Origin of the sequence: Paraburkholderia sp. FT54 (assembly GCF_031585635.1) — a bacterium.
GTDB lineage: Bacteria > Pseudomonadota > Gammaproteobacteria > Burkholderiales > Burkholderiaceae > Paraburkholderia.
On sequence record NZ_CP134195.1, the window covers coordinates 1,558,354 to 1,574,807 of the forward strand.

Annotated in this window: 13 protein-coding genes; 12 read left to right on the forward strand and 1 reads right to left on the reverse strand. The window is 63.6% G+C overall.

Features of this window, described 5'->3' with window-relative positions; all coding sequences use genetic code 11:
- Nucleotides 1–80: 80 nt before the first annotated feature.
- From hfq to RI103_RS07415, 9 genes are all read left to right on the forward strand, one after another.
- Nucleotides 81–317, forward strand: coding sequence for an RNA chaperone Hfq (gene hfq, locus RI103_RS07375; RefSeq protein ID WP_006051315.1), 237 nt, complete (start codon nt 81–83; stop codon nt 315–317).
- Between the two features lie 29 nt (nt 318–346).
- Nucleotides 347–1,561, forward strand: a complete 1,215-nt coding sequence (hflX, locus tag RI103_RS07380) for a GTPase HflX (RefSeq protein ID WP_208949455.1) — start codon at nt 347–349, stop codon at nt 1,559–1,561.
- Between the two features lie 49 nt (nt 1,562–1,610).
- Nucleotides 1,611–3,011, forward strand: coding sequence for an FtsH protease activity modulator HflK (gene hflK, locus RI103_RS07385; protein WP_310814704.1), 1,401 nt, complete (start codon nt 1,611–1,613; stop codon nt 3,009–3,011).
- A gap of 12 nt (nt 3,012–3,023) precedes the next feature.
- Entirely contained in the window at nt 3,024–3,926 is a 903-nt protein-coding gene (hflC, locus tag RI103_RS07390) for a protease modulator HflC (protein WP_310814705.1), read from the forward strand.
- A gap of 44 nt (nt 3,927–3,970) precedes the next feature.
- Complete coding sequence (locus RI103_RS07395; RefSeq protein ID WP_007181354.1) at nt 3,971–4,162, forward strand: DUF2065 domain-containing protein; 192 nt, start codon at nt 3,971–3,973, stop codon at nt 4,160–4,162.
- A 265-nt stretch (nt 4,163–4,427) separates the two neighbouring features.
- Nucleotides 4,428–5,579, forward strand: coding sequence for an ATP phosphoribosyltransferase regulatory subunit (locus tag RI103_RS07400; protein ID WP_310814706.1), 1,152 nt, complete (start codon nt 4,428–4,430; stop codon nt 5,577–5,579).
- Nucleotides 5,580–5,781: 202 nt separating this feature from the next.
- The gene (locus tag RI103_RS07405) at nt 5,782–7,128 is read left to right on the forward strand and encodes an adenylosuccinate synthase (RefSeq protein ID WP_310814707.1); all 1,347 of its coding nucleotides are present in this window, start codon (nt 5,782–5,784) and stop codon (nt 7,126–7,128) included.
- Between the two features lie 3 nt (nt 7,129–7,131).
- A complete protein-coding gene (locus tag RI103_RS07410) occupies nt 7,132–7,722 on the forward strand; it encodes a phosphoribosyltransferase (protein ID WP_310814708.1) in 591 nt (196 codons plus the stop codon).
- Between the two features lie 293 nt (nt 7,723–8,015).
- A complete protein-coding gene (locus tag RI103_RS07415; protein ID WP_310814709.1) occupies nt 8,016–9,902 on the forward strand; it encodes a potassium transporter Kup in 1,887 nt (628 codons plus the stop codon).
- Between the two features lie 172 nt (nt 9,903–10,074).
- On the opposite strand, the gene RI103_RS07420 is transcribed toward RI103_RS07415, so the two are convergent.
- Nucleotides 10,075–12,420: a Tex family protein gene (locus RI103_RS07420; RefSeq protein ID WP_310814710.1), complete on the reverse strand. Its 2,346-nt coding sequence runs from the start codon at nt 12,418–12,420 to the stop codon at nt 10,075–10,077.
- Between the two features lie 379 nt (nt 12,421–12,799).
- On the opposite strand from RI103_RS07420, the gene RI103_RS07425 reads away from it, so the two are divergent.
- From RI103_RS07425 to RI103_RS07435, 3 genes are all read left to right on the forward strand, one after another.
- Nucleotides 12,800–13,738 (forward strand): hypothetical protein, encoded by a 939-nt coding sequence (locus RI103_RS07425; protein ID WP_310815192.1) that lies wholly within the window; start codon nt 12,800–12,802, stop codon nt 13,736–13,738.
- A 127-nt stretch (nt 13,739–13,865) separates the two neighbouring features.
- Nucleotides 13,866–14,084, forward strand: coding sequence for a DUF465 domain-containing protein (locus RI103_RS07430; RefSeq protein ID WP_007181361.1), 219 nt, complete (start codon nt 13,866–13,868; stop codon nt 14,082–14,084).
- 64 nt (nt 14,085–14,148) lie between these two features.
- Complete coding sequence (locus tag RI103_RS07435; RefSeq protein WP_310814711.1) at nt 14,149–16,410, forward strand: ATP-dependent DNA helicase; 2,262 nt, start codon at nt 14,149–14,151, stop codon at nt 16,408–16,410.
- Nucleotides 16,411–16,454: the final 44 nt, after the last annotated feature.

The window sequence follows — 16,454 nt, forward strand, 5'->3', positions numbered from 1 at the left end:
CTATAGTGTAGCGGTTGACGGTGGATCTCTTTTTCTTCCCCGTCAATTAAGTCAACCTGCAAAAAAATACGGAGTTTGCTATGAGCAACAAAGGGCAATTGTTACAAGACCCGTTTTTGAACGCACTGCGTAAAGAGCATGTGCCGGTGTCGATCTACCTGGTCAACGGCATCAAGCTTCAAGGGAACATTGAATCGTTCGACCAGTACGTCGTGTTGCTCCGGAATACGGTCACCCAGATGGTCTACAAGCACGCAATCTCGACAGTCGTGCCAGCCCGCCCGGTGAATTTCCACCCGGATTCTGAACAGTCCTAACCCCCGTCGCGGCCGGCTAACGTCGCCCGTTGGCGATTACTCCCGGCCGCCTCATTTTGATACCTTCCAATTTGATCAATGCAGCGCTTGTCGGCATCGACTTCGGTAAGATCGATTTCGAAGCCAGCCTAGAAGAACTCAGCCTGCTCGCGCAAAGCGCGGGCGCGAATCCCTTAGTCACCCTCACCGGGCGCCGGTCCAGTCCCGATGCCAAGATGTTCGTCGGCAGCGGCAAGGCCGAAGAACTGCGTCTGGCGTGTGAGGCGAACGACATCGAACTCGTCATTTTCAATCATGCTCTGGCGCCTGCGCAGCAGCGCAATCTGGAGCAGGCGCTTAATCGGCGCGTGATCGATCGCACCAGTCTCATCCTCGACATTTTTGCGCAACGCGCCCGCAGCCATGAGGGCAAGCTGCAGGTGGAACTCGCGCAGCTGCAGTATCTGTCGACGCGACTGATCCGCGCATGGACCCACCTGGAACGGCAAAAAGGCGGTATCGGTTTGCGCGGCCCTGGCGAAACGCAGCTCGAAACCGACCGCCGTTTGATCGGCGAGCGCATCAAGGCGCTCAAGACGCGGCTCGAGAAACTGCGCCGTCAGCACGGCACGCAGCGCCGCGCGCGCAGCCGCAATCAGACCATGTCGGTGTCGCTGGTCGGCTACACGAACGCGGGCAAATCCACGCTCTTCAACGCGCTCACCAAGGCTCAGGCGTACGCCGCCGACCAGTTGTTCGCGACGCTGGACACCACTTCGCGGCGCGTCTATCTCGGCGACGAAGCGGGGCAGGTAGTGGTGTCGGATACGGTCGGTTTCATCCGCGAACTGCCTCACCAGCTGGTCGCGGCGTTTCGCGCCACGCTCGAGGAAACCATTCACGCCGACTTGCTGCTGCACGTGGTCGATGCGTCGAGCGCGGTGCGGCTCGACCAGATCGATCAGGTGAACGAGGTGTTGCATGCCATCGGTGCAGATACGATCCGGCAAGTGCTGGTCTTCAACAAGATCGACGCGGTGCCGGAGCTGGCGGCCCGTGGGGATGCGGTCGAAAGGGACGAGTATGGTAATATTTCGCGCGTCTTTTTGAGCGCGCGCACGGGGCAAGGGCTGGACACGCTGCGCGCTGCCATCGCTGAAATCGCTACTGCCGAACCTCTTCCCGAAACGCTGGTCGATCTCTCGGAAGAAGACCGGTCGGCAGCACCACGCGACGACCGCAAGGTCCCAGAACTCGGGCACTGACCCGTTCCAATTGCACTGACCCGCTGTCTACTCTGGTGAACGAACACAGGTGAACGATTACAACGAGCGGAGTATCTGGCTGCGCATGCGCGCCATGATGTCACTGAACGATCCGCGCTGGGGCCGTGGGGACGGCAATGGCGACCGGCAACGTCCAAACGAGCCCAAGCGTCCGCCGGCCAAGGACGGTGAAGGGCCACCAGATCTCGACGAGATGTGGCGCGATTTCAACCGCCGCTTGAGTCGCGTGTTCGGCCGCAAGGGCGGCGGCGCGGGCGGCGGCCGTCCGGACAACGGTCGTGGCGCGCGCATCGGCGTGGGCATCGTGATCGGCGTGCTGCTGGCCATCTATCTCGGCAGCGGTGTGTTCGTCGTGCAGGACGGCCAGGCCGGCGTCGTGATGCAGTTCGGCAAGTATCGCTACACGGCGGGGCAGGGTGTGCACTGGCGTCTGCCGTATCCGTTCGAAGCACATGAACTCGTCAATGTCGGCCAGATCCGCCAGGTGGAGATCGGCCGCAATAACGTGTTGCGTCTCGCGAATGTGAAAGACGCGTCGATGCTCACGCACGACGCGGATATCGTCGACGTGCGCTTCGCGGTGCAATACCAGGTGAAGAAGCCGACCGACTACCTGTTCCGCAGCGTCGATCCCGATCAGGGCGTGATGCAGGCCGGTCAGGCGGCGGTGCGCAGCATCGTTGGCGCGCGCAGCACCAACGACATCCTCTATCAGGATCGCGAAACAATTCGCCAGCAACTGATGGCGGCGATCCAGCAATCCCTGGATGAATACCAGTCCGGACTCGCCGTGACCGGTGTGACGATCCAGGGCGTGCAGGTGCCGGACCGGGTGCAAGCCGCATTCGACGACGCCGCGAAAGTCCGTCAGGAAAACGAGCGCGCGAAGCGCGATGCCGAGGCCTACGCAGCGGATCTGTTGCCGCGCGCGCAAGCCGACGTGGCTCGCCAGATCGACGAAGCAAAAACCTACAGCGACAAGACGGTGGCCCAGGCACAAGGCGACGCCGAGCGCTTCAAGCAGGTCTATGCGCAGTACTCGAAAGCGCCCGCTGTGGTTCGCGAGCGCATGTACATGGATACCATGCAGCAGATCTATTCGACTACGACCAAGGTGTTTGTGGACAGCAAGAGCAGCAACAACGTGCTGTATCTGCCGCTCGACAAGCTGGTCGAGCAGACCCGCCAGCGGGTGGCGGACGCGAGCACCGCTGCGGGCGCCACCTCAGGTGCTGCGGCCGTTGCCGCGCCGCAAGCGGCGAGCAGTGCCGCGTTGCCGTTGGCCGCACCGTCGGCCTCCGCGCCGGGCACGGCAGCTTCCGCGCCGGCCGCGGTCGCCACGCCCGCCAGCCAGGCCGCATCCAGCAGCGACGCGCTGCGTTCACGCGACTCCTTCCGCAGCCGTATGCGCGAAGACGACGTCCAATAAGGAGCGCACATCATGAACAAGATCATTGCGCTCGTCGTGGCCGTCGTCATCGTGCTGTTTGCCGCTTCGTCGATGGTGTTCGTCGTCGATCAGCGGCACATGGCTGTGCTGTCCTCGCATGGCGACGAGGCGCCGAGCCTGCTCGGCCCCGGCTTGCATGTCAAATTGCCGCCGCCGTTGCAAACGGTCACGCTGGTCGATAATCGCATCCAGTCGCTCGACGCACCGGACGAAGACCGCTACGTGACGTCCGACAAAATCGATCTGCTAGCCAACCCGGTCCTCAAATATCGCGTGACCGATCCGCTCAAGCTGCTCGCCGAAACCCGCGGCGATGCGCAGAGCCTGCCGGACCGGCTCGCGTTGCTGTCGCGCAGCGCGCTGGGCGACGCGTTTGCGAAAGTCACGCTGTCCGACGCGCTTGCGAGGCAGCAGGCTGTCGCCGACGAAGCGCGCGCCGCGATGGACAAGGCTGCGGCATCGCTCGGCGTGTCGGTGGTCGACGTGCAGTTGACGCGCGTCGATTTCCCCGCGTCGATGACAGACTCCGTCTACAAGCGCATGATTGCCGCGCGCCAGCAGATCGCCGCCGACGAACGCTCGAAGGGCACGGCCGAGGCCGACAAGATCAAGCAGGACGCGATCGGCCAGCAACAGGCGATTCTCGCGGACGGTTATCGTCAGGCGCAGACCATCAAGGGTGAGGGCGATGCCAAGGCCGCGCAAATCGCCGCCGAGGCCTACGGCAGCGACCCGCAGTTCTACCAGTTCTATCAAAGCATGCAGGCGTACAAGAACACCTTCAAGCCGGGCGACGTGATCGTGGTCGACCCCAGCAGCGAGTTCTTCCGCTTCATGCGTAGCCCGACCGGCGGCGCCGCCCCGGACGCTCCCGCGGTCCCGCGCAAACACTGATAACCGGAACGCCGCGGCATCCGCATCGCGGCCCCTTAATTCGCATGGATATAGCCGGCTCGTTATTGCTCGCGATCGCGTTGATGCTGATTATCGAGGGGATGTTCCCCTTCGTTTTTCCGAGCGCCTGGCGCGACACGTTTCGTAAAATAGCGGAACGGCCGCCCCATCAGATTCGCGTGGGCGGCCTGATCGTGATGGTGCTCGGGCTGATCCTGCTGTTTATCGTGACCTGACGGGGTTTGTCCTGCCGACGGCCTCGCGGTCCGATGGCGCGTGTGAATGTCCACCGCCGCCGGATGCCGTCGGTCGCGATTGCCCGCAGTGGTCCGAGCGCCGCGCAGTGCAAAGCCTGTGCGGCAGATGGCAGATAGCCGGATGCGGGTCGTCGCAGGCGCCCCGAGCGCCCGCGATAGCCGCCAAAATCGAGCCGCCGCCCGCCATTCACACTCACTTACCGGCGCACCCAGCCGCCGTGTTCAACGTCGTAGGACTGTATCGATGTCGACCTGGTTACTTCCCGAGAATATTGCCGACGTGCTGCCGTCGGAAGCCCGCAAGATCGAAGAATTGCGGCGCCATTTGCTGGATCGTTTCCGTTCGTACGGCTACGAGATGGTCATGCCGCCGCTGCTCGAATACATCGAGTCGCTGCTCACGGGCGGCGGACACGATCTGAATCTGCGTACCTTCAAGCTGGTCGATCAACTGTCGGGGCGCACGCTCGGTCTGCGCGCGGACATCACGCCGCAGGTCGCGCGCATCGACGCGCATTTGCTGAATCGCCAGGGCGTGACGCGTCTGTGCTATGCGGGCAACGTGGCGCATACGCGTCCGCGCGGGCTGCACGCCACGCGCGAGCAGATCCAGATCGGCGCGGAAATCTATGGTCACGCCGGTCTCGAAGCGGACCTCGAAATCCAGCAACTGATGCTCGACGCGCTGCGTCTGGCAGGCCTCGCGAAAGTGCGCCTCGATCTGTGCCATGCGGGCGTGCTCGCTGCGCTGATCGACGCCGAGCCGGCCGCGGCCGAGCTCGGGCAGTCGCTCTACGACGCGCTGGCGGGCAAGGACGTGCCGCGCCTCGTCGAACTGACGGCCAACCTCACGCCGGTGATCCGCGACGCCTTGCGTGCGCTGCCCACGCTGTACGGCGACGCCTCGGTGCTCGACGAAGCCCGCGCCCGCTTGCCAAACGCGCCGGCGATCTCCCGCGCGCTCGACGACCTCGCGTTCCTCGCGAGCCAGGTCGACGGCGCCGAAGTGATGATCGATCTTGCCGATCTGCGCGGCTATGCTTACCACAGCGGCGTGATGTTCTCGGCATACGTGGACGGCGTGCCGAATGCGGTGGCGCGCGGCGGCCGTTACGACCACGTCGGCCAGGCGTACGGCCGGGCACGGGCGGCCACCGGCTTTTCGCTCGATCTGCGCGAAGTGGCGCGCATTTCTCCGGTCGAAGCGCGCAGCAGCGCGATTCTGGCGCCGTGGCAGCACGACGAAGCACTGCGCGTGAGCGTCGTCGCGTTGCGCGATGCCGGCGAAGTCGTGATTCAGGCGCTACCCGGCCATGAACACGATCTGGACGAATTCGCGTTCGACCGCGTGTTGGTCGAGCGCAACGGCAACTGGGTCGTCGAACCGCGCGGCTGAGCGCGTCGCGGAACATGCGCGTGATTGATTCTCAAGGCATGTCAAGCGGCGTCGAACATGTCGTAAAAACGCCGTGCGGCCACCGGCCGCGCGACTTTCGCAATACCCACCATAACGTGCATACCGTTGAGCGGAAACGGAAAAATTCGGAAGGTTCCGCGAACATAGGTAGAATACGTTTTTAACCAGCTTACGAAACAACATGTCTGCCAGCGCAGTGAATGTGAACCCCGGGCGTAACGTCGTCGTCGTGGGGACCCAGTGGGGTGATGAGGGCAAGGGCAAGATCGTCGACTGGCTGACGGACCACGCTCAAGGCGTCGTTCGCTTCCAGGGCGGTCACAATGCCGGTCACACGCTTATCATCGGCGGCAAGAAAACCATCTTGCGTCTGATTCCGTCGGGCATCATGCATCCCGGCGTCGCGTGCTACATCGGCAATGGCGTCGTGTTGTCGCCGGAAGCGCTGTTCAAGGAAATCGGCGAGCTCGAAGCCGCTGGAGTCGACGTTCAGAATCGCCTCTTCATTTCCGAAGCCACCACCCTGATCCTGCCGTATCACATCGCCATCGACCAGGGCCGCGAAGCGCGCCGTGGCGCGGGCAAGATCGGCACCACCGGCCGCGGCATCGGCCCGGCTTACGAAGACAAGGTAGCGCGCCGGGGCTTGCGCGTGCAGGACCTGTTCGAGCCCGAGACCTTCGCAGAACGTCTGCGTGAAAACCTCGACTATCACAACTTCGTGTTGACGCAATACTTGGGCGTCGCCGCTGTCGACTTCCAGCAAACGCTCGACACGATGCTCAGCTATGCCGACCGTCTGAAGCCGATGGTCACCGACGTGTCGCGCCGTCTGTACGACGCGAACGCGGCCGGCAGCAACCTGCTGTTCGAAGGCGCGCAAGGCACGCTGCTCGATATCGACCACGGCACGTATCCGTACGTCACGTCGAGCAACTGCGTGGCGGGGGCGGCCACGTCGGGCGCGGGCGTCGGTCCACAAAAGCTGAACTACATTCTCGGCATCACCAAGGCGTATTGCACGCGCGTCGGTTCGGGCCCGTTCCCGAGCGAACTGTACGACGCGGATAACGCCGCCCGTCAGGAAGCAATCGGCCTCGAACTGGCTACCGTCGGCAAGGAATTCGGCTCGGTCACGGGCCGTCCGCGCCGCACCGGCTGGCTCGACGCCGCCGCGTTGCGCCGCTCGATCCAGATCAACGGCGTGTCGGGTCTGTGCATGACCAAGCTCGACGTGCTCGACGGTCTCGACGAAGTGAAGTTGTGCGTCGGCTACACGGTCGACGGCAAGAATGTCGATCTGCTGCCGCGTGGCGCATCGGAAGTCGCGCGCTGCGAGCCGGTGTACGAAACCTTCGCGGGCTGGAAGGAAAGCACCGTCGGCATCAAGGAATGGGACAAGCTGCCCGCGAATGCACGCGCTTATCTGTCGCGTGTGCAGGAAGTCGCTGGCATTCCGATCGACATGGTGTCGACCGGTCCGGATCGCGACGAAACGATTCTGCTTCGGCATCCGTTCAAGGTTTAAGCCATGGTGCAAGGTGTACCCATGATTGCGATGAAAGATCCGCGCAACGACGACAAGAACCTGTGGGTTGGCTGGGACGAGTATCACCGGCTGATCGAAATGCTGGCATTGCAGGTGCACGAGTCGGGCTGGAAATTCGACAAGATTCTGTGTCTCGCGCGCGGCGGATTGCGCGTCGGCGATCAGCTCTCGCGTATTTACGATCTGCCGCTGGCAATTCTCGCCACGAGTTCGTATCGCGAAGCGGCCGGCACGGAGCAGGGCGAACTCGACATCGCGCAATACATCACGATGACGCGTGGCGAGCTGCACGGCAACGTGCTGCTGGTCGACGACCTGGTCGATTCGGGCGTGACGCTCGCGCGTGTTCAGCAGCATCTGAAAGAGCGTTATCCGGCGATCACCGCGGTGCGTTCCGCGGTGCTCTGGTACAAGGGCTGCTCGAAGGTGAAGCCCGACTATCACGTGCAGTATCTGCCCACCAATCCTTGGATCCATCAACCGTTCGAGGAGTGGGACACGGTTCGTCCGCATAACCTCGGCGCCTGGATCAAGCGCGGCATGGCGCAAGCGCAGGAGTCGTCGGGGGAGTGATGCGCACTTCGGCGCCGAACGTGTTGCGTCGCACATCGCGCCGTACGCTGCGTAGTCTCGCAAAGCGGAGCCCATTGGGCTCCGCTTTTTTGTTTATGGGCCGTGCGCGCGTGCTTCGCAAATCGCGCATCGACGCTGCCGGCAATAGGGCTCACGCAGCAGACGCGCTCATATCGCGGTGCTACACTGCGCGGACCGTCACGTGGTGTATCCACAACAAGCCGGGCGGTGCCATGCTGGCAGTTTAGAATGGCGATCGTTTTTCCGCTCAGGGAACGGATTTCCTCGCGTTTATGACAGATAACAATCACGTGCACAAACAGCCTCTGCCTTCCCTCGCCATCGCTGCGATCGGAGTGGTATTCGGCGATATCGGCACGAGCCCGTTGTACTCGCTGAAAGAAGCCTTCAGCCCCTCTCACGGCATTCCGCTGACCGATCAATCAATCCTGGGTGTGATCTCGCTGCTCTTCTGGGCGATCGTGATCGTGGTCGGTGTCAAGTATGTATTGTTCGTGATGCGCGCGGACAATAACGGCGAGGGTGGTGTGCTCGCGCTGATGGCGCTGGCACTGCGCTCGCTCGGCGAGAAATCGAAAATGGCCGGGCTGCTGGTGATGCTGGGCATTTTCGGCGCCTGCATGTTCTATGGCGACGCGGTGATTACGCCGGCCATTTCGGTGATCTCCGCAGTCGAAGGCCTGGAGATCGCCGCGCCGCATCTGTCACATCTGGTGCTGCCGCTCACCATGGTGATCCTCGTGCTGCTGTTCTGGATTCAACGGCACGGCACGGCAATGGTCGGCCGCCTGTTCGGTCCGATCATGGTGCTGTGGTTCGTGGTGCTCGCCGCGCTCGGCCTGTGGCACATCCTGCAATCTCCGGATGTGATCCGCGCGCTGAACCCGTACTACGCCTACACCTTCATGGCCGCGCACGTGCTGCAAGCCTACGTGGTGCTCGGCTCGGTCGTGCTGGTGCTGACCGGCGCCGAAGCGCTGTATGCCGACATGGGCCACTTCGGCGCGAAACCGATCCGCATGGCGTGGTATGTCCTGGTGATGCCTTCGCTGGTGCTGAACTACTTCGGCCAGGGCGCGCTGCTGATGCACGATCCGAAGGCCATCGAAAATCCGTTCTTCCTGCTCGCGCCGGACTGGGCGTTGCTGCCGCTCGTCGTGCTCTCGACCGTCGCGACTGTGATTGCTTCGCAAGCCGTGATTTCCGGCGCCTATTCGCTCACGAGCCAGGCGATCCAACTCGGCTACGTGCCGCGCATGAAGATCCTGCACACGTCCGAACTGGCGATCGGCCAGATCTATGTGCCGGTGGTGAACTGGATGCTGCTGTTCATCATTCTGTGCATCGTGATCGCCTTCAAGAGCTCGGACAATCTCGCGGCCGCGTACGGTATCGCGGTGACGGCCACCATGGTGATCACCACGATTCTCGCCTGTGTCGTGATGGTGAACGTGTGGAACTGGAACAAGCTGCTGGTGGCGCTGATCATCGGCGTGTTCATGACGGTCGATCTAGGGTTTTTCGGCGCGAACCTGCTGAAAGTGGAAGAAGGCGGGTGGCTGCCGCTCGGCATCGGCGCCTTGCTGTTCTTCCTGCTGATGACCTGGTTCAAGGGGCGCATGATCGTCAAGGAGCGCACGGCCGCCGACGGTATTCCGCTCATGCCGTTCCTGCAAGGGTTGCTCGCGCATCCGCCGCATCGCGTGTCGGGTACGGCGATCTATCTGACCGGCAGCGATTCGCTCGTGCCGGTGAGCCTGCTGCACAACCTCAAGCACAACAAGGTGCTGCATGAGCGCACTATCTTCCTGACCTTCGTGACGCGTGATATTCCCTACGTGAACGACTCGGAGCGCGTCACGGTCAAGGATATCGACGGCGGCCTGTATCTCGTCAAGGCGGCCTACGGCTTCAACGAAACGCCGGACGTGAAGGCGGTGCTGCTCGAAGTCGGCCGCACCCGCGACATGACCTTCGAGATGATGGATACGTCGTTCTTCCTCGCGCGCGAAACGGTGGTGCCGACGCAACTGCCGGGCATGTCGGTGTGGCGCGAACGTGTGTTCGCCTGGATGCATCAGAATGCCGCGAAGCCGACGGACTTCTTCAGTATTCCGGCAAATCGGGTAGTGGAGTTGGGGACCAAGATCGAGATTTGATGGTTGCCGGTGATTTTCAAGCGCCTCGCGCATAGAGGCGCGAAAAAAAGCCCACGCGAATGCGTGGGCTTTTTGTTTGGCGCTGGAGCGAACGACTGATCGAGCACCGCGCGGTGCTCAACAAGCTCAGCAAGCGCGTGAGCGGGACCCACGCGCCTTTAACGCAGCGAACTTACTTCTGCTTGAGCTTGGCAAACGCAGCCGCCATCGCGCCGCCCGGTTCCGGCTCGCGCGAGCGCTGTTGCGGCGCGCCGCGCCCACCGCCGCCCGAGCGGCCCGCGCCGCTACGATCCTGCTGGGCGCCGCCGCTACGCGCCGCGGCTACACCGACCTCGTCGTCCATCCGCATCGTCAAGGCGATACGCTGGCGCTTCACATCGACTTCCAGCACCTTCACCTTGACGATCTGGCCGGCCTTGACGACTTCGTGCGGGTCCTTGATGAACTTCGTCGACATGGCCGACACGTGCACCAGACCGTCCTGATGCACGCCGATGTCGATGAATGCGCCGAATGCCGCCACGTTCGTCACGACGCCTTCCAGCACCATGCCCGGCGTCAGATCGCTGACCTTCTCGACGCCTTCGCGGAACGTCGCGGTCTTGAACTCGGGACGCGGATCGCGGCCCGGCTTTTCGAGTTCGAGGAGAATGTCGCGCACGGTCGGCAGACCGAAACGATCGTCGACGAATTCGGCGGCCGAGAGGCCGCGCAACGCGTCGCGATTACCCAGCACTTCACCGACGTGCTTGCTGATTTTCGCCAGCATGCGTTCGACAACCGGATACGCTTCCGGGTGCACCGACGAGCGGTCGAGCGGATTCTCGCCGTTGTTGATGCGCAGGAACCCGGCTGCCTGCTCGAAGGTCTTGTCGCCCAGACGCGGCACCTTGCGCAGATGCTCGCGCGACGGGAACGGACCGTTCGCATCGCGATAGTCGACGATATTGCGCGCCAGCGTGGCATTCAGACCCGAGACGCGCGCGAGCAGGGCGACTGACGCGGTATTCGCATCCACGCCAACAGCGTTCACGCAGTCTTCGACCACCGCGTCGAGCGAACGGGCCAGTTCGCGCTGATTCACGTCGTGCTGGTACTGACCGACGCCGATCGCCTTCGGCTCGATCTTCACGAGTTCCGCGAGCGGGTCCTGCAAACGCCGCGCGATCGACACCGCGCCGCGCAGCGACACGTCCATGTCGGGAAATTCCTTCGCCGCGAGTTCCGAGGCCGAGTACACCGACGCGCCGGCTTCGGACACGACGATCTTCTGCAGCTTGAACTCCGGGTGACGCGCGATCAGCTCGCTCGCAAGCTTGTCCGTTTCACGCGACGCCGTGCCGTTGCCGATGCTGATCAGTTCAGCCTGCGTCTGCGCGCAGATGCGCGCGAGCTTCGCGATCGAGCCGTCCCAGTCGCGGCGCGGCTCGTGCGGATAGATCACGTCGGTGGCGAGCACCTTGCCGGTCCGATCGACAACCGCCACCTTCACGCCGGTGCGCATGCCCGGATCGAGGCCGATCACGGCCTTCGGTCCCGCGGGCGCCGCGAGCAGCAAGTCCTTCAGATTGCGCGCGAACACGCGAATCGCCTCGTGCTCGGCTTCGTCGCGCAGATTGGTCAGCAGTTCGTTTTCGATGTGCGGTTGTACCTTCACGCGCCAGCACCAGCGGCACACGTCGGAGAGCCATTTGTCGGCCGGGCGATTCTGGTTGGCGATGCCGAAGTGGCGCGCGATCAGCGCTTCGCCCGGATGCGGCACCTGCGCGTCGAGTTCCTCGCCGAGGCCCAGCTTGACTATCAGCACGCCCGCATTGCGGCCGCGGAACAGCGCCAGCGCGCGATGCGACGGCACGGTGCGGATGGTTTCCGCGTAGTCGTAGTAGTCGCGGAATTTCTCTTCTTCGGCGGTTTCCTTGCCTTCCACCACTTTCGACGACACCACGCCCTGGTTGAACAGGTAGTCGCGCAGCTTGCCAAGCAACTCGGCGGTTTCGCCGAACTGTTCGGAGAGAATGTCGCGCGCGCCGTCGAGCGCGGCCTTCACGTCGGCGACGCCTTTCTCGGCGTCCACGTAGGCGGCGCCTTCGGTTTGCGGATCGAGCAGGGGATTGGCGAGGAGCGCGTCGGCGAGAGGCTGCAAACCGGCTTCGCGGGCGATCTGCGCGCGCGTGCGGCGCTTCGGCTTATATGGGAGATACAGGTCTTCCAGCACCTGCTTGCTGTCGGCGCCCTCGATCGCGGTGCGCAGCTCGTCGGTGAGCTTGCCCTGTTCGTCGATGCTGGCGATGATCGCGGCGCGCCGGTCTTCCAGCTCGCGCAGATACAGCAGGCGTTCTTCGAGGTTACGCAGTTGCGTGTCGTCGAGATTGTCGGTCACTTCCTTACGGTAGCGGGCGATGAACGGAACAGTCGCTCCTTCGTCGAGAAGTTGCACCGCGGCCGCGACCTGGCGCGGCTGGACGGACAGTTCGGCGGCGATGCGCTGTACGATCTTGAGTGCTACGGTTTCCGTCATAAGGTCTTGGTGTTCCTGCGGACTCAGTTCGGAGGCCGCGCGCTGACGCGACGTGAGGGCACATGAGGGCCACTTGAGGCACGTCGGGGCACGCCGGGCGTGCGCGCTGCGACCAGGTTGCTGGAGCGGGGCATTTTGCCATAAATGCAAAGGGGCTCAACCGCAGGGTGATAGAATTTGGGGCATGTTCCGTTGACCCTCTACGACGTTGCCGATCTCCCTGTTCCTCAACTGCCTGGGCTCCCGCTTGGTCTCTCGCTTGTCACAACTGCTGCCGTTTCTGTCGCCGGGTTCGTCACCGGGTTTGCCACGTTCTTCGTTCGCCGCGCTCGGGTCGGCGCCGCGCTCCGTGTTTCGGTCCGCGTTGCTCTCCCATGGCGTGTCTTTCGCGTCGTGCGCGTCTTGTGTGCTGGCCGCCGCGCTGGTGGTGTCCGCGCCGGCCGTGGCGCAATCCGTCACGCCTGCAAACAGCGGCGCCGCGCGGCCCGCAGGCGACGTGACGCCGGCCGCTGCGTCGGGCGAGCAGGCCATGAGCGCCACGAAGGCGCAGGGCGCCGCGAACGCCGACGGCACGGACAACGCCGGCAACGCGGCAGCGTCGGAAAGCGATTTCGACGCGCGCCAGAAAGTCCTGGATCAGCGCACCGAGGAGAACAACTATCGCTACGGCGTCGCGGAACACGACTGCTATAGCAAGTTCTTCATCAACTATTGCTTGAACAAGGCGCGCGACAGCATGCGCTCGGTGCAGGCGGACATTCGCAAGGAACAGCTCGCGCTCGACGGCGAACAGCGCACGCAGCGCGCCCGCGTGCGTGACGAGCAGGCCGCGCTCAAGCGCGCGCAGGACGAAGCGAACGCGCCGCAGCGCGCCGCCGACGACGCGCGCAACGCCCAGGCTTACGAAGACAAACAGCGTCAGCATCAGCTCGATCAGGCACAGCGCGCCGCCGAGGCGCCGCAGCGCAGCGCGAATGCCCAGGCCTACCAGGAAAAGCAGCGTCAGCATGCGCTGGATCAGGCGCAGCGCGGCATCAGCCCGTCGCAGGCGGCGGCCAACCAGCAGGCGTACGATCAGAAGCAGGGCGACTTCCAGCGCAAGCTCGACGAAGCGCGTGCGCAGGGCGCGCAGAAGGCGCAGGAGCGCGTGCAGAAGCAGCAGAGCTTCGAGAAGAAGCAGGCCGACGCGGCACAGCACAAGGCCGACGTGGAGGCTCGTCAGAAGCAGGCAGCCGAGAAAGCCGAACAGAAGCGCCAGGACGCGTTGAAACAGCAGCAACTCGAAGAGCAGCAAAAGCAGCAGCAACAACAGCAGTAAGCGTGCTGGAGCAGGCCCTGAGCGTGTGTGGCAGGGCCATAGCCGCCGTAACGCGTTTTAAGCCGGACAGCAACCTCAGGCATCGGGCTGCACACGCAGCCCGCGCCATAGACGAGAGGAGGCGAGCATGCGCGATCAACATCACGTCATCAACGCGGACACACTTCGCGACCGCATTCTGCAACTGGAATCGGAGCATAGTGGGCTCGATCGCTTGATCGACCGAATGTCGGATGAGCCCGGCATCGACGACTTCGAGTTGCAGCGCCTGAAAAAGCGCAAACTCAAAGTCAAGGACACCATCATCTTGCTGCAATTGCAGCTCGAACCGGACGCACGCGCCTGAGTTCGCGGCCTGGCAGGCGCCGGGCGCGCGCCGCGCGAGCCGGACTTTGCAGGAAACGCTTGCCTTGAATTCACCGCTTGAAACTTCATCCCGTGCCACGCCGGGCGACGCATCCGGAGCCGCTAGTCCGGCACCGCGTCCTGCCGCGTCCGCACTGAGCGCGTCGCTCAATCCGCGCCGCATCGCCGAATTGGACGAGATCTTCGCCGCCAATGGTTTGCTGGCCCGTCAGATCGACGGGTATCGCTCGCGCGCGTCGCAGATCGAAATGTCACGCGCCGTCGCCGCCGCCATGGAAGCGTCGGGCCGCGCGGTGCCCGAGCCGGCCATGTTCGAGGCGCAGAAGCGTCCGGCGCGGCGTCTGCAGGGGGCAGGTACCGATGCCGCCGCCGAGGCCGCTGAAAGCGCCGAATCGGGCGGCCTCGACGGCAGCGAAAACACGCTGATCGTCGAAGCCGGCACGGGCACCGGCAAGACCTATGCGTATCTGGTGCCAGCCATGCTGTGGGGCGGCAAGGTGATCGTCTCCACCGGCACGAAGCATTTGCAGGATCAGCTCTTTCAGCGCGACATTCCGACCGTGCGCGATGCGCTCGCGGTGCCGGTGTCGGTCGCCATGCTCAAGGGGCGCGCGAATTACCTGTGCCACTACTATCTGCAGCGCACCGCGGATAACGGCCGGCTGCCGTCGCGTCAGGAAACCTCGTATCTGCAGGATATCGTGCGTTTCGCCAAGATCACGCGCACCGGCGACAAGGCCGAACTCGCGAGCGTGCCCGAAACGGCCGCGGTGTGGTCGATGGTCACGTCCACGCGCGAAAACTGTCTCGGCCAGGAGTGTCCGCATTACAAGGACTGCTTCGTAATGCAGGCGCGCCGCGAGGCGCAGCAGGCCGATATCGTGGTGGTGAATCACCATCTGTTTTTCGCCGACATCATGTTGCGCGATACGGGCATGGCCGAGTTGCTGCCCACGGCCAACACGATCATCTTCGACGAAGCGCATCAACTGCCCGAGACAGCCACGCTGTTCTTCGGCGAGACGCTCTCGACCACGCAGTTTCTCGAACTCGCTCGCGATTCGGTGGCCGAAGGTTTAGGGCATGCTCGCGAAACGGTCGACTGGGTCAAGCTGGGCGCGACGCTCGAGCGCGCCGCGCGCGATGTGCGGCTTGCCTTCAAGGAAGACACGGTGCGCTTGTCGATCGGCCAGTTGCCGGATGATCATCCGTTATTCCCCGCGCTCGAGACGCTTGAAACCGAACTCGATGCGCTCGCGTCGGCGCTGGCGGGTCAGGCCGAGCGTGCCGAATCGATCGGCGCATGTCTGCGGCGCGCACGCGAATTGCAAGCCGTGCTCGGTGGCTGGACCACGCCACCCACGCAGACCGAGCGCGACGCCGCTGACGCCGCCTCCGTCGACGGCAAAGCCGAGCGCGCCGACCCGAATGAAAAGGTGCGCTGGATCGAAGTCTTCTCGCATACGGTGCAGTTGCACGAAACGCCGCTGTCGGTCGCGCCGATCTTTGCGAAGCAGCGCGCCGGTGTGCCGCGCGCGTGGATCTTCACGTCGGCGACTCTGTCGGTGCGTGGCGATTTCACACACTACGCCGCGCAGATGGGCCTCAACGCGAAACGCTCGATGACCTTGCCCAGTCCCTTCGACTATCCAACGCAAGGGCTGCTGTACGTGCCGCGTAATTTGCCACAGCCGTCGTCGCCGATGTTTACCGACGCCGTGTTCGACGCCGCATTGCCGGCGATCGAAGCATCGGGCGGCGGCGTGTTCATGTTGTGTACGACGCTGCGCGCGGTGGACCGCATCTCGGCCAAGCTGCGCGACACGATCGAAGCACGCGGCTGGGACTATCCGCTGCTCGTGCAGGGCGATGCGAGCCGCACCGAGTTGCTGGAGCGCTTCCGCTCGTACGGCAATGCGATTCTGGTGGGTAGCCAGAGCTTCTGGGAAGGCGTGGACGTGCGTGGCGACGCGTTGTCGCTGGTGGTGATCGACAAGCTGCCGTTTGCGCCGCCCGACGATCCGGTGTTGTCGGCGCGACTCGACGCGCTCACCAAGAAAGGCTTGAGCCCATTCGCCGTGCATCAGTTGCCGCAGGCCGTGATCACGCTGAAGCAGGGCGCAGGCCGTCTGATTCGCGCTGAGACCGATCGCGGCGTGCTGATGATCTGCGACACCCGCCTCGTCGACAAACCGTATGGGCGCCGTATCTGGCAGAGCCTGCCGCCATTCAAACGTACACGCGAGATCGAGGTGGTGCGCGAGTTTTTTGAAGAGAGCGCCAAACCGGCGCAACAGGCTGATTAGAATCAATCAACGCCGCTATAAAAAGCGGCGCTTAAATGACAAAA